The organism is Collibacillus ludicampi (genome assembly GCF_023705585.1).
Lineage (GTDB): Bacteria > Bacillota > Bacilli > Tumebacillales > BOQE01 > Collibacillus > Collibacillus ludicampi.
Genome location: NZ_BOQE01000001.1, coordinates 535,304 through 556,998, shown reverse-complemented (window position 1 = coordinate 556,998; position 21,695 = coordinate 535,304). Strand labels below are relative to the sequence as shown.

At 47.1% G+C, this 21,695-nt stretch carries 20 protein-coding genes and 1 pseudogene; 18 read left to right on the top strand and 3 right to left on the bottom strand.

Annotated features, from left to right (window positions below; translation table 11 throughout):
* The first annotated feature begins 288 nt into the window (after positions 1 to 288).
* The 11 genes and pseudogenes from DNHGIG_RS02945 to DNHGIG_RS02895 all read left to right on the top strand — a co-directional run bounded on the left by DNHGIG_RS02945 (position 289) and on the right by DNHGIG_RS02895 (position 10,779).
* Complete coding sequence (locus DNHGIG_RS02945; protein WP_282198260.1) at positions 289 to 693, top strand: methyl-accepting chemotaxis protein; 405 nt, start codon at positions 289 to 291, stop codon at positions 691 to 693.
* Positions 694 to 806: 113 nt separating this feature from the next.
* Positions 807 to 1,568: an EAL domain-containing protein gene (locus DNHGIG_RS02940; RefSeq protein ID WP_282198259.1), complete on the top strand. Its 762-nt coding sequence runs from the start codon at positions 807 to 809 to the stop codon at positions 1,566 to 1,568.
* 87 nt (positions 1,569 to 1,655) lie between these two features.
* The gene (locus DNHGIG_RS02935) at positions 1,656 to 2,918 is read left to right on the top strand and encodes a methyl-accepting chemotaxis protein (protein WP_282198258.1); all 1,263 of its coding nucleotides are present in this window, start codon (positions 1,656 to 1,658) and stop codon (positions 2,916 to 2,918) included.
* Positions 2,919 to 3,030: 112 nt separating this feature from the next.
* Entirely contained in the window at positions 3,031 to 3,348 is a 318-nt protein-coding gene (tnpA, locus tag DNHGIG_RS02930; protein WP_282198257.1) for an IS66 family insertion sequence element accessory protein TnpA, read from the top strand.
* Positions 3,342 to 3,698, top strand: a complete 357-nt coding sequence (tnpB, locus tag DNHGIG_RS02925; protein WP_282198256.1) for an IS66 family insertion sequence element accessory protein TnpB — start codon at positions 3,342 to 3,344, stop codon at positions 3,696 to 3,698. Before tnpA ends, tnpB begins: the two co-directional genes overlap by 7 nt.
* Positions 3,699 to 3,768: 70 nt before the next feature.
* Positions 3,769 to 5,349: pseudogene (gene tnpC, locus DNHGIG_RS02920) on the top strand (IS66 family transposase).
* 150 nt (positions 5,350 to 5,499) lie between these two features.
* Positions 5,500 to 7,047 (top strand): spore germination protein, encoded by a 1,548-nt coding sequence (locus DNHGIG_RS02915; protein WP_282198255.1) that lies wholly within the window; start codon positions 5,500 to 5,502, stop codon positions 7,045 to 7,047.
* Between the two features lie 43 nt (positions 7,048 to 7,090).
* The gene (locus DNHGIG_RS02910) at positions 7,091 to 8,200 is read left to right on the top strand and encodes a GerAB/ArcD/ProY family transporter (protein WP_282198254.1); all 1,110 of its coding nucleotides are present in this window, start codon (positions 7,091 to 7,093) and stop codon (positions 8,198 to 8,200) included.
* Positions 8,197 to 9,408, top strand: a complete 1,212-nt coding sequence (locus tag DNHGIG_RS02905) for a Ger(x)C family spore germination protein (protein ID WP_282198253.1) — start codon at positions 8,197 to 8,199, stop codon at positions 9,406 to 9,408. The genes DNHGIG_RS02910 and DNHGIG_RS02905 overlap by 4 nt, the downstream gene beginning before the upstream one ends.
* On the top strand, positions 9,405 to 9,632 hold the full coding sequence (locus tag DNHGIG_RS02900; RefSeq protein ID WP_282198252.1) for a hypothetical protein: 228 nt from the start codon (positions 9,405 to 9,407) through the stop codon (positions 9,630 to 9,632). Before DNHGIG_RS02905 ends, DNHGIG_RS02900 begins: the two co-directional genes overlap by 4 nt.
* A gap of 16 nt (positions 9,633 to 9,648) precedes the next feature.
* Positions 9,649 to 10,779, top strand: coding sequence for a GerAB/ArcD/ProY family transporter (locus DNHGIG_RS02895; RefSeq protein WP_282198251.1), 1,131 nt, complete (start codon positions 9,649 to 9,651; stop codon positions 10,777 to 10,779).
* A gap of 22 nt (positions 10,780 to 10,801) precedes the next feature.
* On the opposite strand, the gene phaP is transcribed toward DNHGIG_RS02895, so the two are convergent.
* Positions 10,802 to 11,389 carry a polyhydroxyalkanoic acid inclusion protein PhaP gene (phaP, locus tag DNHGIG_RS02890; protein ID WP_282198250.1) on the bottom strand — a complete coding sequence of 196 codons (588 nt, stop codon included), beginning with the start codon at positions 11,387 to 11,389 and terminating at the stop codon, positions 10,802 to 10,804.
* A 412-nt stretch (positions 11,390 to 11,801) separates the two neighbouring features.
* On the opposite strand from phaP, the gene fadR reads away from it, so the two are divergent.
* From fadR to DNHGIG_RS02870, 4 genes are all read left to right on the top strand, one after another.
* Positions 11,802 to 12,413 (top strand): fatty acid metabolism transcriptional regulator FadR, encoded by a 612-nt coding sequence (fadR, locus tag DNHGIG_RS02885; protein ID WP_369414748.1) that lies wholly within the window; start codon positions 11,802 to 11,804, stop codon positions 12,411 to 12,413.
* 36 nt (positions 12,414 to 12,449) lie between these two features.
* The gene (locus tag DNHGIG_RS02880; RefSeq protein WP_282198249.1) at positions 12,450 to 13,217 is read left to right on the top strand and encodes an electron transfer flavoprotein subunit beta/FixA family protein; all 768 of its coding nucleotides are present in this window, start codon (positions 12,450 to 12,452) and stop codon (positions 13,215 to 13,217) included.
* Positions 13,218 to 13,258: 41 nt separating this feature from the next.
* Positions 13,259 to 14,242, top strand: coding sequence for an electron transfer flavoprotein subunit alpha/FixB family protein (locus tag DNHGIG_RS02875; RefSeq protein ID WP_282198248.1), 984 nt, complete (start codon positions 13,259 to 13,261; stop codon positions 14,240 to 14,242).
* 133 nt (positions 14,243 to 14,375) lie between these two features.
* Complete coding sequence (locus DNHGIG_RS02870; RefSeq protein ID WP_282198247.1) at positions 14,376 to 16,385, top strand: methyl-accepting chemotaxis protein; 2,010 nt, start codon at positions 14,376 to 14,378, stop codon at positions 16,383 to 16,385.
* A 48-nt stretch (positions 16,386 to 16,433) separates the two neighbouring features.
* Here DNHGIG_RS02870 and DNHGIG_RS02865 read toward each other — a convergent pair whose 3' ends face one another.
* Complete coding sequence (locus tag DNHGIG_RS02865) at positions 16,434 to 17,114, bottom strand: peptidylprolyl isomerase (RefSeq protein ID WP_282198246.1); 681 nt, start codon at positions 17,112 to 17,114, stop codon at positions 16,434 to 16,436.
* A 154-nt stretch (positions 17,115 to 17,268) separates the two neighbouring features.
* Between DNHGIG_RS02865 and DNHGIG_RS02860 the strand changes: the two genes are divergently transcribed.
* Positions 17,269 to 18,105 (top strand): inositol monophosphatase family protein, encoded by an 837-nt coding sequence (locus DNHGIG_RS02860; RefSeq protein ID WP_282198245.1) that lies wholly within the window; start codon positions 17,269 to 17,271, stop codon positions 18,103 to 18,105.
* A 124-nt stretch (positions 18,106 to 18,229) separates the two neighbouring features.
* On the opposite strand, the gene DNHGIG_RS02855 is transcribed toward DNHGIG_RS02860, so the two are convergent.
* Positions 18,230 to 18,625 carry a hypothetical protein gene (locus DNHGIG_RS02855; protein WP_282198244.1) on the bottom strand — a complete coding sequence of 132 codons (396 nt, stop codon included), beginning with the start codon at positions 18,623 to 18,625 and terminating at the stop codon, positions 18,230 to 18,232.
* A gap of 140 nt (positions 18,626 to 18,765) precedes the next feature.
* Between DNHGIG_RS02855 and DNHGIG_RS02850 the strand changes: the two genes are divergently transcribed.
* Both DNHGIG_RS02850 and DNHGIG_RS02845 read left to right on the top strand, forming a co-directional pair.
* On the top strand, positions 18,766 to 19,710 hold the full coding sequence (locus DNHGIG_RS02850; RefSeq protein WP_282198243.1) for a 4-hydroxy-3-methylbut-2-enyl diphosphate reductase: 945 nt from the start codon (positions 18,766 to 18,768) through the stop codon (positions 19,708 to 19,710).
* A gap of 206 nt (positions 19,711 to 19,916) precedes the next feature.
* Positions 19,917 to 21,668, top strand: a complete 1,752-nt coding sequence (locus tag DNHGIG_RS02845) for an adenine deaminase C-terminal domain-containing protein (protein WP_282198242.1) — start codon at positions 19,917 to 19,919, stop codon at positions 21,666 to 21,668.
* The last annotated feature ends 27 nt before the right edge of the window (positions 21,669 to 21,695 follow it).

Here is a 21,695-nt window from a genome sequence, read left to right as displayed (position 1 = left end):
GTGTGCAGAAAATAACTGGGGAAAAGAAGTTTCTCCATTTTACTCATTTCCCTTTCTCCATTTTTCGTTCCTGATAACAGTCCTGCGTGATAAAACCGGTCAACGAATTGATAGGTCGGGAACAATCAGTTTTGGAGGGAGATTTAACTTAGTGATCCTCAGTTATGTCGTTCGGTAAAGTCGGGATACTTTCCGCGTCCATCAACGGAATAACTGAAAGTCTCCTGAATCTTGTTATTAACAAATATCAAAGGCAACTTGAACAGCTTAATAGGAGAGATGACTACATTGTCCGAGGTATCAAATCGGTCTGAAAAATCCATTCAAGAATTAGCCCTTACCTTGGAACAAGCTTCCGCCGGTACCCAGGAACAAAACGAGGAAGCTTTCCAAGCCATCTTCAAGGCGTCGGATGAACAAGCAAGCTCCGCTGTGAATAAAGTGTCTCAAGACGGTGTCGACATGGTTCAAAATGTGGTGGATCGTTTGGTTCTCGTGAAAGATAGCACCAAATTTTTAAATGACGTGATTGAGAAACTAGATGAAAGTTCTAACCAGATCTCGGAAATGGTGCAAACAATCACACATATAGCGGATCAAATCAATCTGCTTGCTCGTAACGCGGCGATGATCTTATTTGACATCAATAACTTATTGCAAGATATCACTTCAATCGATGAATTAAAAAAATAAAAAGTTAACGAAAATATCGTGTAGAAAATAATGAAGAAAAAGATGTTTATCCCCTGATCTCATTGAGGCTTTTAATGGATTTTTTAAATAAATCATGGGTTACTTAATTTGATTTGGAGGAGATTACTATTTTAAAGTTAAATAATTTTGTATACAATAAAGATTTTTATCATGAATATCAACCAATTTATAATCTGTTCGAATTACGAGTACTAGGATTTGAGTCTTTTTTTCGTTCAGAAATTTATTCGAATCCAGAACATGTTTTTCAATTAGCGATGAAAACAAACAATCTCTATGAACTAGATACTCATTCAATTTTTAAATCCATTTCTCACTTTTACGATCACTATCAAACGGATAAAAATCTGTTATTTGTGAATGTTTTTCCATTTACATTATTAAACTCCGACTTTCCTTCTTTCCTTGATCACTTATCAAAACAATTAAAAGTCAGTTGCAGTCAAATCGTATTCGAGATTAATGAAGCAAAAAAAATTGAAGATATGACCTTACTCTATAAAGCTGTATCTCACCTACGAAGTTATGGTTTTTTAATTGCTATCGATGATATAGGAAAAGGGGATTCAGATTTACAAAAAATAATTGAACTTGAACCTGATTTTATAAAATTAGATCGGTATTTTTCTATAAACTTATCTCTATCAAATAAGAAGCAACGATTCATTAATCTTCTCATGGATTTTACTAAAGATTACTCACAGATTATATTAGAAGGAATAGAAAAGCCTGAAGATTTAACAGTTGCAAAAGAGTTAGGTATTCCTTTTGGACAAGGTTTTTTATTAGGAGAACCGTCTCGGCACCTTTTTTCAGGAAAAAATTTTCTTCAAAACACTAATAACATCTTATAGTTTATCCGGAAGTTACGAAAAATAGAAATGACAAGAATCACAGAATACAAGACGTATTTGTAAACGTATTGTTACAGGAGGATCTCTATGAGTAAGAAAATTGCTGGTCTGTCAATTCGTCAAAAATTTTTCTTTCTCTCTCTTTTAATATTGGTACCGATGCTAGTTCTAATCTGGTATCAGGTAAAGCTAAGTCATGGAAGTCTTCAAATAGTTATCCCATTTTTTGTCGTGATTATGGCGGGCATTGCATTTTATTCATACTTCGTTTTTTCTTTAACGAAACGCCTGAGTAACGTAGCGATTGCTCTGCAGGAAGTATCACATGGAAATCTCGCGATTAACAATATTAAGATAGGAAGTAAAGACGATGTTGGAATGCTTGAAGAAACATTGGCTCGTATGTTGAAAGAATGGCGTGACATCATAGAGCAAATGAAAAGTATTTCTCTACAAGTTGCTGCATCTTCAGAAGAACTGACAGCGAGTGCAGAATCAACAAGTGCGGCCACAGAACATATTGCGACAACTATGCAACAAGTGGCAAGTGGAACCGAAACACAGACCGATGCAATAGACGAGAATACAAAGGCTTTAGAAGACATGGCCACGAGTATGCAGAATATTGCCCAAAATATGAGCACTGTTTCAGAGGAATCCGTGGAAACAACAAAACAAGCCGAAGATGGAAACCGTTCCATGCAGAAAGTTGTGGATCAAATGGATTTGATTACTTCATCCGTTTCCGATTGCAGTACATCTATTCAACGTCTTTATGAACATTCAAAAGAAATCAGAAAGATTCTGGACGTGATCAAAGGTATCGCGGATCAAACAAACTTACTTGCGTTAAACGCGGCTATTGAAGCGGCCAGAGCGGGTGAACACGGGCATGGATTTACAGTCGTGGCAGGAGAAGTACGCAAACTTGCTGAACAATCTGGTTCCTCTGCCCAAGAAATTATGGATTTGATTTCACAAATCCAGAATGAGACGGCTAAATCTGTGGAATCTATGAGTAAAGTGCAAAATGAAGTGAATGCAGGCTATCAAGCTGTTCATGAAGCAGAGGAAAATTTCCGTGTGATTATCGAATCGATGAAACAAATCGCTGCACAAATTCAGGAGGTTTCCGCATCCTCAGAAGAAGTTTCCGCCGGAATAGAAGAGGTCACAGCATCTGCAGCGGAAGTTTCTCGTATTGCTAAAGAAACGGCTTCCGGTACACAAACGGTGGCTGCTGCTACCGAAGAAACCTTGGCTTCTATGGAAGAAATCGCTTCTTCCGCAACATCATTAAATAAGATGGCACAAGAACTTCAAGTTATTGTTGATCGATTCCAAGTCTAACATTTAGAAGGAATGTTACATGAGAAAAGTAAGCGTCAAATACTCCCCACCTACTAACCTCGTTTTGTATTTGAGATAATCTCCTCAAGATATTCGGAGAGGAGAATTTTCAATGTCTCATGTAGAATTGAGAAAAGAGTGGGAGGTACGGATCGCTGCTTTTCGGGCTAGCGGACAGAGTGCATCAGCATGGTGTAGAGCTCATCAGTTGAAGCTTCATCAGTTCCGGTATTGGCTCCGGAAGATTGAACACAAAGAAGCCGCTGTGAACCCATCATCCAAATGGATATCGGTAGAAGTGGACGGGCAGACTGGCGAGTCTAGAAACACCTTGCTCGTTAGAGTAGGGCAAGCAACCGTAGAAATCCAGCCTGGCTTTGATCCCGCGCTGCTGGCAGACGTCGTGCGAACACTCCAAACGTTATGCTAAGCGAAGCTAGCGTAGAGCGGGTGTATCTGGCCTGCGGAAGCACCGATCTACGGAAATCGATTGACGGGTTAGCCGTACTCGTCAAGGAAGAGTTTGAACTCGACCCTTTCTCGCCCTGTCTCTTCGTTTTCTGCAATCGAAAGCGAGATAAACTGAAGATTCTTCGCTGGGAACACAACGGTTTCTGGCTCTATTACCGCCGGTTAGAGAAAGGAAAATTTCAGTGGCCAGCGGAAGCGAGCTCCGTACCGTTGAAAATCAGTCGTCGGGAGTTGCGTTGGCTACTCGATGGTTTATCTCTCGAACAGCGACAAGCTCACCCTGCGGTGACCGCGCGCACAATCGTATGATTCCACACATCCACCTATTTTTTTTGAATGGAAAAGGAATTGGTTGTACATTGTCGAAATCAATAGTATTATGAAAAATCATACATTGAACCCGACCCCTACTACAATAGAAGATCTCCAAAAAGAATGCGATTGGCTGAAAAAGCAAAATGCGGAACTGACCGCCAAACTGAAGTGGTATGAGGAGCAGTTTCGCCTCAGCCAACAGCGCCGGTTTGGCTCTTCGAGCGAACGAACGAATGCCGATCAGCTTGAGCTTTTTAACGAAGCCGAGGTGGAGGCCGATCCCACTGTAGCGGAGCCTACCCTCGAAACCATTACGTATCGCCGTTCGAAAAAACGCGGCCACCGGGAAACCCAGCTTGAAAACCTGCCTGTGGAGACGATCGAGTATCGCCTGCCATCTGAGGAGCAGGTTTGTTCGTGTTGCGGTGGTTCTTTGCATGAAATGAGCACGGAGATACGGCAAGAGCTGAAGATTATTCCGGCCGAAGTCAAAGTGGTCAAGCATGTCCGTTACGTCTACTCCTGCCGCCGTTGCGAGCGTGAGGAGACAAGCACGCCGATTGTCACAGCCTCTATGCCTGCCCCTGTCTTTCCGGGGAGTTTGGCTTCTGCTTCCAGTATGGCCTATATCATGAGTCAAAAATATGTGGAGAGCATGCCTCTCTACCGATAAGAGCAACAGTTTGCACGCCTGGGGATTGAGTTGTCTCGTCAGACCCTGGCCAACTGGATCCTCTACGGAGCGAATACCTGGTTGAGTCTGCTCTATGATCGCATGCGCGAGCACTTACTCAAGCGGGACATCTTGCACGCAGACGAGACGACCTTACAAGTGCTCCGTGAACCGGGCCGGGCCGCACAGACAACTTCTTATCTATGGCTGTACCGTACCGGGAGAGAAGATCCGCCCATCATCCTCTATGACTACCAGACGACACGGGCGAGCAAACACCCGCGTCAGTTTCTTTCCGGTTTCAAAGGATACCTGCACGTCGATGGCTATGCGGGTTACCATGGGATACCGGATGTGGCCCTGGTCGGTTGTTGGGCTCACGCCCGGCGCAAATTCGATGAGGCACTCAAGGCGCTGCCTGAATCGAAGCGCTCGTCACCGGTAGCAGCCAAAGAGGGACTCAATTTCTGCAATCAACTCTTTGCGATTGAACGGGACTTAAAGGAGTGCACGCCTGAGGAACGTTACCAAATCCGTCAAGAACGCAGCCGCCCTGTGTTGGATGCTTTTTTGGCATGGCTACGTACCCAGAAACCGAAAGTGCTGCCCAAAAGTGCGTTCGGTCAGGCCATCTTGTATTGTCTGAACCAGTGGGAAAAATTAGAGGCGTTTTTACAAGATGGGCGATTGGAGATCGATAACAACCGAAGTGAACGCGCGATCAAACCGTTTGTGATCGGTCGCAAAAACTGGTTGTTCTCCAATACCCCGCGTGGTGCAAAGGCGAGTGCGATCATTTACAGTATCATAGAGACAGCGAAAGAAAATGGATTACATCCCTATTCCTATCTTACCTATCTCTTTAAGAAACTACCTAACCTAGATACTAAAAACAAAGATTTCTTAGATCAGCTCCTCCCTTGGTCAGAAAGCCTACCGCTTACCTGCCGGGCTATAAAAAAGAATACGTAAATCATACGAAAATCCCCATCTCTTCGAAAGGTGGGGATTATTTTACGCTTACCCATTCCTGGTAGGAATGGAGAGGTTTTTTTTTGCACATCCTACATTGGTAGCAAGTGCAAAAGTTAGTTGTTCATGGGAAGGAAGGGGCTGTTTCTCATGAAGCAAGTGCGACTTTGGAGATCAAGGGAACCCCAGCAACCAGTCAAGCAATTTCCGCAACAAGATGTCAACCTGTTTTCCGAAGTGGAACAAAACATACAGGTCCTTCGCTCGATGTATTCCGATTGCGAGGATATTGTTTTTCGATCCTTTTCGATTGGCGGAACGACAAAAGCGTATCTTGTTTATATTGAGGGACTCAGCAATAAGGAAGAGATCGATCAAAACGTACTTTCCCCGCTCATGCATGAGTCGGTGACAGGATTCAACGATCTGATGGATGGTGAACGAATTCCCGTTTCCGATATCAAAGAAATCAAGACTTTTGGCGAGTGCATCGAGCACATATCAACAGGGAATCCGGTTCTATTGCTGGATAAGGAAGACCGAGGGCTTTCTTTGGCATTGGCCAAGTTTGAAAAGCGTGGGATCGAAGAACCTATCGCCGAAGGGGTCGTACGTGGACCTCGTGAAGGATTTACGGAGACGATCGTTGTCAATATGTCCCTTCTGCGGAGAAGAATCAAAAGTCCCGCTCTCAAAATGAAATCAGTGACACTCGGAAGGTACACGCAGACAAAAGTCATTGTGGCTTACGTGGAAGGACTCGTCGACAAGACGCTGGTTGAGGAAGTCATGAACCGATTGAAACGGATCGATCATCAAGGCATCTTGGATAGTGGGGAGATTGAGGAATTTATCGAAGACGATTCGTTCTCTCCTTTTCCGACACTCTTGGATACGGAACGGGTCGATGTTGTCACGTACAACCTATTGGAAGGACGGGTAGCGATTTTGGTGGATGGCACTCCAACTGTGTTGATTGCACCGACCAGTTTCTTTTCTCTCTTGCAATCACCGGAAGATTATCATCAGCGATTTCTAATCGGGACAGCGATTCGTTTCTTGCGATACTTATTTGTCGGTCTTTCCCTTCTTCTTCCTTCCCTGTATGTTGCCATACTCTCCTATCACCAGGAGATGCTGCCGACGACACTTCTCCTTACGGTTGCCGCTTCCCGGGAGGAAGTTCCCTTTCCGGCACTCGTCGAGGCACTTCTTATGGAAATTACATTCGAAGCGCTGCGTGAAGCAGGGGTACGTCTCCCCAAACAGGTGGGGGCCGCTGTCAGTATTGTCGGTGCTTTGGTGATCGGACAAGCAGCGATTTCCGCGGGATTGGCTTCGGCGCCGATGGTCATGGTGGTGGCTCTCACAGGGATTTCCTCTTTTATGATCCCTCGTTTTACTGCAGGAATCGCCTTGCGGTTGTTGCGCTTCCCGATGATCTTTCTTGCAGGAACACTGGGATTGTTAGGTATCATGCTTGGTATCATCGGCATTGTGGTTCATTTATGTTCACTCCGGTCTTTCGGCGACCCCTATTTAAAACCGCTTGCACCCTTAAAAGGAAGCGGATTGTTAGATACGATCGTCCGGGCACCTGTGTGGGCGAGGGACGTACGCACACACTTGACAGGCGAGTATGACAAATACACGCAGTCTCCCGGGCTCAAACCGGGTCCTGACAAAGGAGGCGATTAGAAGAAACATACAGCAAGCAGCATGCGGGGGGTGAGGTGAGGAAATGATTGAGAAAGGCAGGATTTCCGCATTGCAGATGTGGGTCATGCTTTATCCTACGGTGATGGCCACCGACATCATCACTGTACCGTCCATCAGCATAAAATATGCGGGACGTGACTTGTGGTTATCGACGATCTTGGCTTCTCTTGTCGGCTTCTTGGTGGTGTATGTCATCGACCGATTGAACAAACTGTACCCGGAGCAAACGTTCTTTCAATACTGTGAGCACATTCTCGGCGTACTTCCGGGGAAAATGCTCGGATTGATCTACCTGTCTTACTTCCTTTATGCAGAAGGGATCATACTGAGAGAATATGCGGAATTTGTGATTGGATCATTCCTCAGTCAAACCCCATTTCTTGTCGTCGTAGGAAGTCTCGTCTTCGTTTGCGCCTGTGCCGTGCGGGGAGGGGTAGAAGTCGTCGGGAGAAGCGCGCAGTTATTCGTAGGTCTTTTTATCCTTCCCTTTTTCTTGATGGTACTGCTCCTTCTCCCTGACTTGCACGTCAGGAATATGTTCCCGATCTTGGCGCACGGAATCATGCCGACCATAAAGGGAGCATTTGTGAGTCAAAGTTGGATGGGTCAAATTTTTTTAGGCGCCTTTTTTCTGCCTTATGTCGTTGATCGTGCAAACGGAAAAAAATGGGGAATGATCACCGTTTTTTTTATCATGTTGAATCTGCTGATGGCCAATTTGACCGTCTTGTTCCTGTTTGGACAAGAAGTTACATCGATGCTCACCTATCCGGTCATGGATGCGGCCCGCTATGTAAGTCTGGCTGACTTTATCGAACATCTGGAGTCGATTGTCATGGCCGTTTGGGTAGCGGGTGTGTTCGTGAAGGTCTGTGTTTACTATTATGCACTGGTGCTCGGTACTGCCCAGTGGATAAAGCTGTCTGATTACCGACCACTCGTGCTCCCGTTCGGCTTCCTGATGATTTTGTTCACGTTCTGGATCGTCCCTTCTCATCAGAAATTGGGAGAATTAATTACAAAGGTAAAAATTTTTGAGGTGACGCTTCTATTTGTTGTGATTCCTGTTTTACTGCTTCCGGTCGCTGTCCTGCGTAAAAGGAAGCAGGAGAAGGGAGGGCAGGCAAATTGAACCGTTCTTTTAAGAGGAAAAGAATCGTCATCCAATTGCTTCTCCTCTGTTTCATGGTCCTTCTATTGTCCGGTTGCTGGGATCGCAAGGAAATCAATGATTTAGCTTTGGTCGTAGGGGTAAGCATTGACAAGAAAAAGGACGGGTTCATGCTTTCCCTTCAATACATCATCCCGAAAACGCTTACAGGACAAGCAGGGGGAATGGGAGGAGGTGGTGGTGGTAGTGGTGGGGAGGCGACAACAAAGGTGGAATCGGGAGAGGGTCTCACGATTGCGGATGCGATGGCAAGGCTCCAGGAAAAGATCCCGCGCAAAATTTTCTGGGGTCATATGAAAGCGTTGGTGATCGGGGAAGATATAGCGAAAGAAGGGATCACCGATAATATCGACTTCTTCTTACGCCACCCGGAACCGCGGATGAGAACATTTGTATATGTCTCCAAGGGAAAGGCATCCAAACTATTGGAGGTTCCAGGTTACCTTGAACGGTTCTCGTCCGAAACGATAAGAGAACTGAACAAACTTCGCTTTAACTTGGAGGTAACACTGAAAGATTTAACGCAGATGATCAAAAGTGACGCAAAGGCCGCCGCTTTGCCCTGGATTGAAGTCGTTGAATGGAGTTCCAGTCATCCAGAAAGAAGCAGAATACGTCTCAATGGTGCGGCGATTTTAAAAAACGGGAAAATGGTGGGATATGTGGACGATTATACCACAAGAGGACTCCTCTGGATAAGAAACGAGGTAGCGATGGCTACTATTACCGTTCAACCCAGTGGGGAAAAAGGGAAGGTTTCCTTGAATATGATTGGATTTCATACGAAATTGGTTCCGCAGATTGAAAAGGGAAAATGGCTCATGAGGATCGAAGCCGTAACCAGTGACGATGTGGTAGAAAATACGACATCTTTAAGCATGATGAATCCAAATCATACGCAACGGATAGCGAAAGCAGCGGGCGTTCAAATCGAAAAGCGGATGAAGTTGGCATTGAAAAAGATTCAGAAAGGGATGAATGCTGATATCTTTGGGTTTTCTGAAGCGTTTCAACGGAAATACCCGAAGGAGTGGGATCAGGCAAAGGATCACTGGGATGAAATCTTTCCCAAGATCGAAGTAAAGATCGATACCAAAGTATATGTGCGCAGACCAGGAGCGTCAACATCACCGGCGGGCATTCCGGAAGAGGAAGTGAAGAAAAAGTGAAACTTGGATATGTCGCGGCCATGACTATCTTGGTGGCTCTCATATTCATCTACGAATGGCCCAAAATTGACAAAGCGAAAAAAAAGGAAAAGATCACTTTCCTTTCGCTCAATTTGATCGGATGGATTCTTGCAGTCTTGCTCATCTTCTTTCCCGATCTGCCAGGCCCTACACAGGTGGTAGAAACGATTTTTCAACCCCTGAGCAACATCTTGGAAAAGTAGGACAGGGGTGATCAAGATGATTGAGAAAGGGAAGATTTCCGCATTTCAGATGGCGATCATTCTTTATGCGACCGTACTGGCGACCTCCATTCTCATCGTTCCTTCGCTGACGAGCAAGTTTGCGGGAAGAGACCTCTGGTTGTCGCCCGTATGGGCTTCCCCCATCGGTTTCTTCACGGTGTATGTCGTGACACGATTGCATAAACTGTACCCGGGAGAAACGATCATTCAGTATTGCCAGCATATTCTCGGTCCATTTCCGGGAAAGGTCATCGGTTTTTTGTATCTCATTGCCCTCGTTCATTTTTCCGGAATTATACTCAGAGAATATGCGGAATTTGTCGCCAGTTCCTTTCTCATAAAAACCCCGATGGCTGTCGTGATTGGATGCCTTACATTTGTATGTGCCTCTACTGTCCGCGGCGGTTTGGAAGTCATAGGCAGATCTGCACAGGTGTTCAGCGGTCTGTTCGTATTCCCGCTTCTCTTGATGATCCTGTTGCTTCTTCCGGAATGGAAGATCAGCAACCTGTTTCCGGTTCTGGAACACGGGATTATGCCCTCCATCAGGGGGGCGGCTACTCCGCAAGCTTGGTTCAGTCAATCGTTTTTGTTGACTTTTTTCCTTCCTTTCGTAACGGACCGCGTGAAAGTACGGAAATATGGATACGCGACCGTGTTTGCGATTTTGCTGACACTGGTCATCACGGATTTAACGGCTCTTTTCGTATTCGGGAGGATAACTCCCATGCTCGTTTATCCGGTGATGAATGTCGCCAGTTATGTGAGTATCGCCGATTTTCTCGAACACCTGGAATCGGTGGTGATGGCTGTATGGGTCGTGGGAATATTCGTCAAGGTGAATGCGTTCTATTATGCCTTAGTCTTGGGAACCGCCCAATGGTTGAATCTTTCCGATTACCGGCCTCTCGTTCTTCCATACGGTTTCATCATGACCCTGTTCTCATTCTGGTCTCTCCCCAGTTTGCAAGCCGTGGCTCATATACTTGAAAGAGTCATTCCTTTTTATGGCACTTTGTTTTTCACGTTGATTCCTTCATGCTTGCTGCTGATTGCTTTGGTGAAAAATAAGCGCAGGAAGAGAAAAATGGAAAATCAGACGACATCGGTTCGGGAAGAAACATAACATCTCTCCCCGAACCGTGCGATCATTGTGTCACAACAATGGGATGAACCGTATCCTCGATGGCGCGTAGAAACGTACGATGGTTACTTTTTGCGGAGGAAATCACCTGTTCTGTGAATGAGGCAAATGTTTTCCGCTGCTCGCGCAACGACTTGATGAATTCTTTGTTGTTTTCTTCGAAACACTTTTCCGCCGTCTCTGCCAACTCCGCAGCCACTTTCCATGGCCCCCACGCCATTTCCCCAAGCTTCTTTGTTACGTCCTGAAACTGGTTTGTCAATTCTTCCGCATGGGTATACGCTTTCGCATCATCATTCTTCAATACGGAGAAGAGACCTTTAAACAGATGACAATTGGTTTGTGACGCTTCTTTTAACTCTTCGACTTGGCGACGATAACTTTCCGTCAGTTTCAATGTTTCTTTCAAGGTGAGTAGATACGCGTCTTCGTAGTTCTCTAATGATTGATGGGTATGGGAGACAGCGGACAAATATCCGTTCCAGAATGTGTCAACCAATGCATCCACGCGATATTGAGGTGCCTTCGCTTCTTTCTTTTGCTCTTTTGGTATTACTTCCGCTACTCCGAGTTTTTGTTCTTTTTGACTCATGGTGGATCCTCCTTTTCAAAAAACAAATTGTACATCTATATGTATTTTACATCTATAGGTTAATTGTGTCAATTGAACAGTTCCATCCATAACAAGATAGGAAATCGTGTCATTCGGAAACTATTTTGAAAAATGTGTAGTTTGGCGGGCGTATGCTTTGCGTTCGCGCTCCGTGGAGGTCGTCTCGCTTAGAATATGTTTAGTTGTAGCGAGACGACCTCCAAAGTCGCTGTCTCACGCAAAGCATTACGCCCACCCAAGAAACTTTTCCTCCTCAAAGGCACCGCTTACGGCATGAGAGGCTATCAGGAAACAAACAGTGTTTTTGCAAAAAATTTTTCGACTCAACCAAACAACCGGTTGACAAAGTTGTAGAATTATCATACGATTGTAGACAAGTGAATGATTATTCATTCATTGGTGGTGGTTAACGATCGCAAACAAAAAAACCAAAGATAAATATGCAACCATTTTAAGTGCTGCTGTCAAGGTGATGGGAGAATCGGGGTATCATGGCGCGCCGATCTCGCGCATCGCTCGAGAAGCGGGAGTTGCTGACGGAACTGTTTACCTGTATTTCAAGAACAAAGAGGATATTCTCATCTCGATTTTGCGCGTGACGATCGGCGATATCGTCGAACAGATCCTGATTCAATATAAACGCTTGGAAGATAAACCGATCGATGCGCTTCACGCGATCGTATCCATATACTTCCGAACGTTGGGGAGCGATACGAATCTGGCGACCGTCACGCAAGTTCATTTACGACAGACGGATGCGGAAATGCGCAGGAAGATCGGCGAAATCATGAGACCTTTCCAACAGATTATCGCTAAGACGATCGACCGCGGAGTCGAAAAGGGCGTTTTTCGGGAGACGATCGACCGGCGAATCGCCCGTCGCATGATCTTCGGGACGCTTGACGAAACGGTTACCGCATGGATCCTCTCGGGAGCCAAGTATGATCTCATTTCCTTGATCGACCCGGTCTGTGACGTCCTTGTCAATGGTTTGAAAGCGTGACACACGTAAAGTTGATGTGAAAGGAGTACTTATAGGATGAACATTTTGGTTTGTCTCAAACAAACGTTTGATACAGAAGAGAAAATTGTCGTGGAAAACGGCAAGGTCAAAGAAGACGGCGTTCAATTTATCATCAATCCATACGATGAATATGCGGTAGAAGAAGCGATCGTCCTGAGGGACAAATTCGGAGGAACCGTCACACTGTTGACGATCGGTCCTGCGCGCGCAGAAGAAGCGATTCGGAAAGCGCTTGCCATGGGGGCGGATGAAGCGATTCACATCTCCGATGAGACGTTGTTCGGAGATGAGTACACTGCTTCTAAAGTGTTGGCCAAAGCGATTGAAGGAAAATCTTTTGATATCATCCTCGCGGGTAACCAGGCGGTGGATGACGGTTCAGGACAAGTGGCGGTACGACTCGCGGAATTGCTTGGCATTCCTCACATCGCTACGATCACAAAGCTTACGATTGACGGGTCGAAAGTAACGGCAGAGCGCGATGCAGAAGGGGATGTGGAAGTTGTGGAAGCAACCCTTCCCGTCTTGGTAACCGCTCAGCAGGGGTTAAACGAACCGCGCTACCCGTCTTTGATCGGTATTCGCAAAGCGAATAAGAAACCGGTCGCGGTGCTTGGTGCCGGTGAACTCGGACTATCCGCATCAGATGTGGCAGCCAAAACGGAAGTTCTCGAAACGACATTGCCTCCTGAGAAAACGGGCGGGCGAATGCTGGAAGGTGAACTGGCGGATCAAGTGAAAGAATTGGTTCACATGTTAAAAAATGAAGAAAAACTGTTCTGACAGCGGAACGTTTCAATGATTTCGTAAGGGGAGAAGGAAGAATGAGCAGACATATACTCGTACTGGCTGATCTTCGTAACGGAAAGGTTCGCAATGTGACGTTTGAAATGCTGACGGCTGCTGTAAACATCGCCGATGGAGGTGAAGTATCCGCGGCTCTGATCGGCCATGATGTGGCAAAACATGCGGATCTTCTCGCACATTATGGGGCAAACCGGGTTTTTGTCGTCGATCAGGAGCCACTGGCCAACTATGTGCCGGACGGTTATGCGAATGCGCTAGAAGCTGTAATCAAAGAGGCGAATCCGGACGTGGTCTTTCTCGCCCATTCGGCGATCGGGCGCGATGTGGCTCCAAAGCTGGCCGCTCGCTTTGATGCAGGACAGGTATCGGACATCATTAAAATCGAAACGAATGGCGATCAACTCGTCTTCACACGCCCCATCTATGCGGGCAAGGCTTTCACGAAAGTGGCGATCAAAGACGGACTGAAATTTGTAACGGTTCGTCCGAACAACTTGTCGAAAACCGAGCCGGATTCCTCAAGGACAGCAAACGTGGTGAGCCTGAATGTGCAGATTCCGGCAGACAGTTTGCGTACCTTGGTTAAAGAAGTGGTTCGAAAATCGACACAAGGCGTGGACTTGTCTGAAGCGAAGATCATCGTCTCCGGGGGACGCGGGGTCAAATCTGCAGAAGGTTTTCAAGTTCTGCAAGAGCTCGCCAACGTTCTCGGAGCCGCTGTGGGAGCGTCGCGCGGCGCATGTGACGCTGGGTATTGCGATTACGCGATGCAAATCGGGCAAACGGGTAAAGTGGTCACTCCTGATCTTTATATTGCTTGCGGGATTTCAGGGGCGATACAGCATTTGGCCGGAATGTCCAATTCGAAGGTGATCGTTGCGATTAATAAAGATCCGGAAGCTCCGATCTTCAAAGTGGCCGATTACGGTATCGTGGGTGATTTGTTCCAGGTGGTTCCGCTTCTGACGGAAGAATTGAAAAAAGTATTGGTTGAGTCATGAAAAAGTAGCAGAATCCATTCCTCCTTTCCATACGGGAAGGAGGATTTTTATTTTGTGAAACATTCTTGCAGTTTGTAAACTTTTACATTATCATACCGAATGAAGAGAGAAAAACAGAAAAGGGGTACATGTGGTGAAGCGACACATCAGTCTTAAATTCCTCATGATAACGGTGATGACGCTCGTGTTGATCGTGCCAATCGCGAGTCTTAGCATACTCAACTATCGAGATAACCTCACATCGAGCCGTCAATACGCGACACAGCAATTATCCATTCTTGCCAGCGACATCAAACATGCAACAGAATCGCGTTTGATCGAAGTCGATAACCTGATGAAACATGTAAGTCAGGATCCGGAGATCCGGTCGGGGGATCCAAAAAGGCAGCGTGCATTATTGGAAAAAGTAGTGAAGATGAATCCCCAATTCGAACTGCTCTATGTGATAGGCAAAAATGGAATACAGACGGCAAGAAGCTCGGGTACCTACTTGGAAAGTATAGATCGAGAGGATTTCAAATCCGCCATTCAAGGGAATTATTTCGTCACTGGCTCATATATCTCCAAAACGACCGGCTTGCCCACGGTAACGTTTGCATTACCGATCAAAAATGAAGCGGGCGGTATCATCGGAGTGATCGGCGGTGATTTAAGTTTGGCCGATTTGCAGGCGCTGGTCAAGAATGTCAAAGCGGGAGAGGAAGGCTACGCGTACTTGACCGATCAAAATGGGGTCACAATTGCCCATCCGAAGTTTTCGGAATACGTGCTGCAACAAAAAAATCTGAAGAATCAAATTTCGGTTGCAGAATCCTTGTCGGGCAAAAGCGGTGTAACTACATGGATCAACCCACAAGGGATCGAGATGTATGGGGAATATTTGCCTATAAACATCCCCGGGCATGATTTTCACTGGTCGGTTGTCGTACAAATTCCAGCTGCCGAGTTATATACGATCGGTCAAAACATCTTGCTGAGAAATGTGGAAATTGGCATCCTTTTGACCGTCATCGCCATTCTTTTCTCTTATTTCCTATCCAACTGGATTGTCAAACCTGTCAGACAGATCATCGAGACGACAAAGAAGGTCAGCGACGGAGATCTGACTCGAGTTTTAGCATACCGAACAAAGACAAGAGAATTTTCCCAGTTACGCGAATCGATCAACGATATGATAGCAAAACTGCGTGATCTCTTGATGATCGCTCAGGAGCATGCCGGCCAAGTTGCTACGGCATCGGCACAACTCTCTGAGGGAACGGCTATGCTTTCTATGAGTGCGAACGGGATCGCGGCAACCATGCAAGAAATGTCTGCCGCTCACGATCATCAGAGCCGGCAGGTTGAAACGGTCGCTGCCGAAACGGAAAAACTGCGTCAAGAGATTCAAGGAATTCTTGAAAAAATGAATCGAGTGCATGAACTTACAGCCGCCCTGAACAGTGAAGCGAAGAAGAGTATGGGGGGAGTTAACCAAGCGACCAAACAAATGGACACGATCCAAGAGATGACGCGGCGTTCCGCAGATCAAATCCAGGCGCTTGAGGAGAAGTCCCAGCGGATTGAAGAGATGGTCATGATCATTACGAATATTGCGCAACAAACACACCTACTCGCTTTAAATGCAGCGATCGAAGCTGCCCGTGCAGGAGAATACGGGCGGGGATTCTCGATTGTAGCGGACGAAGTGCGCAAACTGGCGGAACAATCCAGTCGTGCGGCTGAACAGATTACATCTGTCATCTCCGAGATCCATCAAGAAACCCGTTTGACTGTGGAGGAGATGAGGTTAGGCAAGATGGAGGCGGAGAAAGGTACAACATTTGTTCGTGAGACATTGATGTCTCTGGAACAAATCAGCCAGTCGATTCAACAGATCGTCCACCATACGCAAGATGTAGCCGACGCAACCGAGCGGATGAACCGCTCGGCGGAACAAGTGGCGGGCGTGGCTGCCAATCTGTCATCTCTTTCGGAGGAAACGGCTGCGGCTTCGGAAGAAGTGGCAGCATCTGTGGAAGAAGAATCCAACACGATCCATACACTGGCTCGCTCTTCGGAGGAGATGTCCCGTTTGGCGAATGATTTGGAACAAACCGTGAAGAAATTTAAACTCCATGAAGCAACAAATCATCAGTTATAATTTCAAATAATGTTCGGCATTCAAAAAGGGCGAGGTGTATCTCGCCCCTTACTTTTCTTGGATTTCGATCGTTTTTATGTAGACAGGTTCTTTGGGGACACTGTTTTCACCGATTGGACTCGGCCCCACAGGTACGCTAGCGATTTTCTCCACAACGTCCATACCGGAGACGACTTTTCCAAAGACGGTGTAGTTCGGTGTCTGATTGAGTGATTTCACATCATCCCCTGTACCGATGAAAAATTGGCTTCCGTTTGTATTCGGGCCCGCGTTCGCCATGGCGACGACTCCCGGTGCATACGGAATTTTTGGCGGAAGTTCATCCGCGAATTGGTAGCCGGGTCCTCCCGTCCCGTTTCCCATCGGATCGCCCGTCTGGATCATAAAATCTTTAATCACACGATGGAATTTGATACCGTCATAAAACTTGTCTCGCGCGAGAAAAACGAAATTGTTCACCGTTTTCGGCGCATCTTTGGCCAACAATTGAATCGTAAAATCTCCTTTGTTCGTCTTGACGATCGCCGTATAGGATTTATTCGGATCAATTTGCATAGCAGGCGGCTTGCTGTATTTGTTGTTTTTGGACGAAGTGTCAGGGAGAGCCGTTTGCTCCGATCCGGATGTACTGCCGCCAGTGGGTCCCGGTGCAGAACCGCATCCAGTCATAATGGAAACCAAGAACAATGTGATGAGCAGGGCATACGTAATCAAGCGCGTGCGTCTCATCATATTCACTTCCTTTCGGTATGTAGGTTCGCGGACAGAACATATTATACATGAAGCAGCGATTCCATTTGCAAATCGTTGTGTAAGACAGGTTCACGTTTCTGGTATCTCTTTTCAAGTATGATATAGTGAACGTAATAGGAGGGGAGATCATATGTATCGATCATTCGTGCAATGCGCGGAAGAAGCTGCTCGCAAAGCGGGAGCCTTGATCAAAGAGAAGATTGGACAGGCTTCGGAGATCCGGGAGAAGACATCCGCATCGGATCTTGTGACTGAGGTGGATAAGGCATCACAAGAGATCATTGAGAAACACGTGCTTTCCGTATTTCCGCAACATACGATCCTGGGAGAGGAAGACGTGGCTCCCGGAGCATACGCTTCCGTCGAAGCATTGGAAAAGGCGAGGAAAGCGGAATATTTGTGGATCATCGATCCGATCGATGGGACGACCAATTTTATCCACGCATTTCCTTTTTGCTGTGTTTCCATCGCTCTGGCCCATCGCGGGGAAGTGATCGCGGGGGTCGTATATGATCCGGTACGCGACGAACTCTTCCGCGCGGTACGGGGAGAAGGGGCGACTTGTAACGGAAAACCCTTACGAGTATCCGCGGAAGATCGATTAGAGAACGCGCTCCTTGCAGGAGGGTTCGCGGGAGAACCAGAGGGGGCGCGTAAAACGAACTTGCGAGGCCTCATGGCGCTGGTTCCGCATGTTCGCAGCATCCGTACGGCAGGTTCTGCCGCTTTGCATCTCGCTTATGTAGCGGCAGGACGTTTAAGCGGATTTTGGGAAATCGATTTAAACGCTTGGGATCTTGCCGCAGGATGTTTACTCGTACAAGAAGCGGGAGGCCAAGTGACTGATACCGCGGGGAACGCCTATACGCTGGCGGTCCGTCATGTTCTCGCAACGAACGGGCGCATCCACCAGGACGTTTTACATATTTTAAAAGAGTCTGAAGCGACGGGTTTTGAATCATCCTAAAGCCGCATGTATAGAACGAACTTGAAATGTAGTGTTTGGGAGGACGCCCTTGCTACTGGCGGACAACAAGAAAAGAGGCGATTGTCCCTTTTCCGTCAACCGCCTCTCCATTTTTGATGAATCTTCATTTTGGCTTGATGATTTTCGAAAATTCCTGGATGACGCCGTGCCATTGCAAAAGCTTTTGCGCATTTTCGGGCGTGATATACTTCATAAATTCACGCGGATGAGGAGTAAAACCCCCTTGCTGGCTAGGCACATTCCGGGATGGGCTTCTTCTAACAGGCGATGGAGGGAAATGGCCGTGCATGGGATGGGAAAAGGGATGCATACCCGGATGATGCCCCGGATAAGGCGGGGAATAAGGATGATGACCGTCTTGCTGCGTTTTCCCTGGAAGATTTTCTTGCATCCGGCGTTGAACTCCTTTTCCTATGATCCCCGATAGATCTTTGAATGGGCCATGTTGCAATACGTTCATAGCGAGAGAACCGATTTTCAAAAGAGTGCCAAACTGCACAGTGACACCTCCTTTTCCAAGACTTCGTTATCATAGAATATTCTCGCCTACAATTTTTTGGACACGGCTCAAGAGAATATTGAGATTTTCGCCGTTTACTCATGTATAATGAATACATCTTCACTTTCAGGGGGGCAGTCATGGAAGTAGTAAAAATCACTCCTCGCGGATATTGTTACGGAGTCGTTGATGCGATGGTTTTGGCGCAACAGACAGCGAAGGATTTAAACGTTCCTCGGCCGATCTATATTCTGGGCATGATCGTTCATAATCGCCATGTAGTGGAAGCTTTCGAACGAGAAGGCATCGTCACGTTAGATGGAGCCGATCGTCTTTCCTTGCTCGATCAGATCGATAAAGGCACGGTTATCTTCACGGCACATGGGGTTTCTCCGGAAGTGCGCAAGAAAGCCCTGGAGAAAGGATTGACCGTCGTCGATGCCACTTGTCCCGATGTAACCAAAACACATACGCTCATCGCGGAAAAAGTGGCTGAAGGGTATGAAGTCCTTTATATTGGCAAGAAAGGACACCCTGAGCCTGAAGGCGCCATGGGAGTGGCACCCGGCAAGGTTCATCTGGTGGAAAGAGAGGAAGATCTGGAAGGCATCCGGCTTTCCACAGACAAAATCATCATTACGAACCAAACGACGATGAGCCAGTGGGATACGAAACACTTGATGAATAAATGTCTTGAAAAATATCCGAAAGCGGAAATTTACAACGAAATCTGTTTGGCAACTCAAGTTCGCCAGGAAGCGGTAGCCGAAATGGCCAAGGAGACGGATTTGGTGATCGTTGTCGGTGATCCCCGTTCCAATAATTCCAATCGTCTGGCGCAAGTCGCCGAAGAGATCGCGGGAGTACCCGCATATCGGATTGCCGACTTGTCTGAATTGGATCCTCATTGGCTTGTCGGCAAGAAAAAAGTAGGGGTCACTTCCGGCGCTTCGACGCCAACCCCGATCACGAAGGAAGTGATCGATTGGCTGGAACGATTCGATGAAAACGATCCTGCTACCTGGGAGAAGACAAGAACGGTGAATTGGGACAAAATTTTGCCCCGCGTGAAGGAACGAACGTAAGTACTTGACGATCAAAACGGGGCTATCCTTATTGTAGTTCGAGTCGATGAATGCGTCTCAGGCACCGATCCGTGAAGACTGCTATCGGGGTGGGCATCATGTTGTGCGTGAAAGAGCAACTTCCACGTACATGTAAGTAAACATACGCCCACCCCGCAGAGTCGGTTCTATATCTACCAAACAGACGGACGAATGGAGGGATAGAAATGGGATTCGTTCATGACGGGAGAAGACGAATTCGCCCTTTGACCATCAGCGAATTTCGGAGCCTTATGAGAGTTTCTAAAGGAATCGAGGAAGCGGACGTTTATTTTTGCGGCGGAACGGTGTGTAACGTCTACTCGGGAGAATGGATCAATGCCAATGTTGCCGTTAAGGGACGGCATATCGCCTATGTAGGAATGTCCGATCAAATGGTTGGAGAAAACACGCGTGTGATCGATGTGCATGATCAGTACATCGTACCCGGGTACATGGAACCGCATGCCCATCCGTTTCAACTGTATAATCCCTATACGTTTGCCCAATTCGCGTTATTGCACGGAACCACGTTTCTTGTGAATGACAATTTGACGCTTTATTTGACAATGCCGATCGAGAGAATGGAGGAATTTTTTCACGAAGCGGGACAGTGGCCGGTCAAAATGACGTGGTGGGCCCGGTTTGATCCGCAAACGTCTTCCCCTGAATCAGAGTCGTTATTCGATCCCGTACGCATTCGTAGATTACTTGGCAACCCGTACGTGTTACAGGGCGGTGAGTTGACCGCTTGGCCGCAAATTCTAGCGGGTACGAATGATGAGCTGGAGCTCAATCTCTGGGAAGCGGGAAACATGGGCAAGAGAGTGGAAGGCCATATGCCGGGAGCATCGATAGAAACCTTGTCCGCTATGACGGCTGCCGGAGTTACCGCTTGCCATGAGGCGATGACCGGAGAGGAAGCGTTGCGGCGCCTGCGTTTAGGACTATGGACAAGTTTGCGTTACAGTTCCCTTCGGCCCGATCTTCCTGTCCTGATTCGCGACTTGTTATTGAGTCAAGCGGATTTTCATCGCATGATGATGACGACTGACGGGGCGACGCCCGCTTTTCTGGAACGCGGACTGACCGATGAAATGGTGAGGGTGGCGATTGAATCGGGTCTGGAGCCGATGCGCGCATACCAGATGGTGACTGTTCAACCGGCGATGTATTACGGAATCGACGGGGAAGTCGGAGGGATTGCACCAGGCAGGATTGCGGATTTATTGCTCTTATCCGCTCCAACGATTCCGACTCCCGAGCAAGTGTGGGCGGATGGAAAACTGGCCGCATCACAGGGAGAATTGCAAATCGACTGGAAAGAACCCGATTGGGCATACTACGGCCAATCCGGACTTCTACTCGATTGGCTGACCGTTTCTGAAGATTTTTATTTGCAAGAGGATGAAAAGGTCTACGTGATTGACTTGGAAAACCCTGCGATCACGCGAATTCGGGAGGGTATCACCGCAGACGATCTCACGGGTATTCTGATAACCCGTGACGGTAAACATGCGGTACGTTCGGCCGTTCGCGGATTTGCCCGCCGTCTTGACGGAATGGCAAGTTCCTTTACTGCGTCAGGAGACTTTATGGCTCTCGGCCGGAACCCTGCAGCGATGCAGCAGGCGTTAAATCGCGTTCTTCAGATCGGTGGAGGGATCGTGTTAATCGAAAATGGAGAAGTTCTCTTTGAACTCGCCTTGCCTCTTGCCGGAAAGATGTCGAAACGTCCGCTTACAGAGTTGACAGTTGAAAACAAGAAATTGGAACGACTGCTCTCTGAACGCGGATATCCTCACTATGATCTGATCTACACGTTGTTGTTCTTTACATCGACACATCTGCCAGAGGTGCGTTTCACGCCGCGAGGGATTCTGCATGTCAAATCGGGAGAGATCCTTGTCCCTGCAAAAGTCAGGCGAGTCTCGCTCTGATATCCGAAGGAAACCGTTTGGAATGAC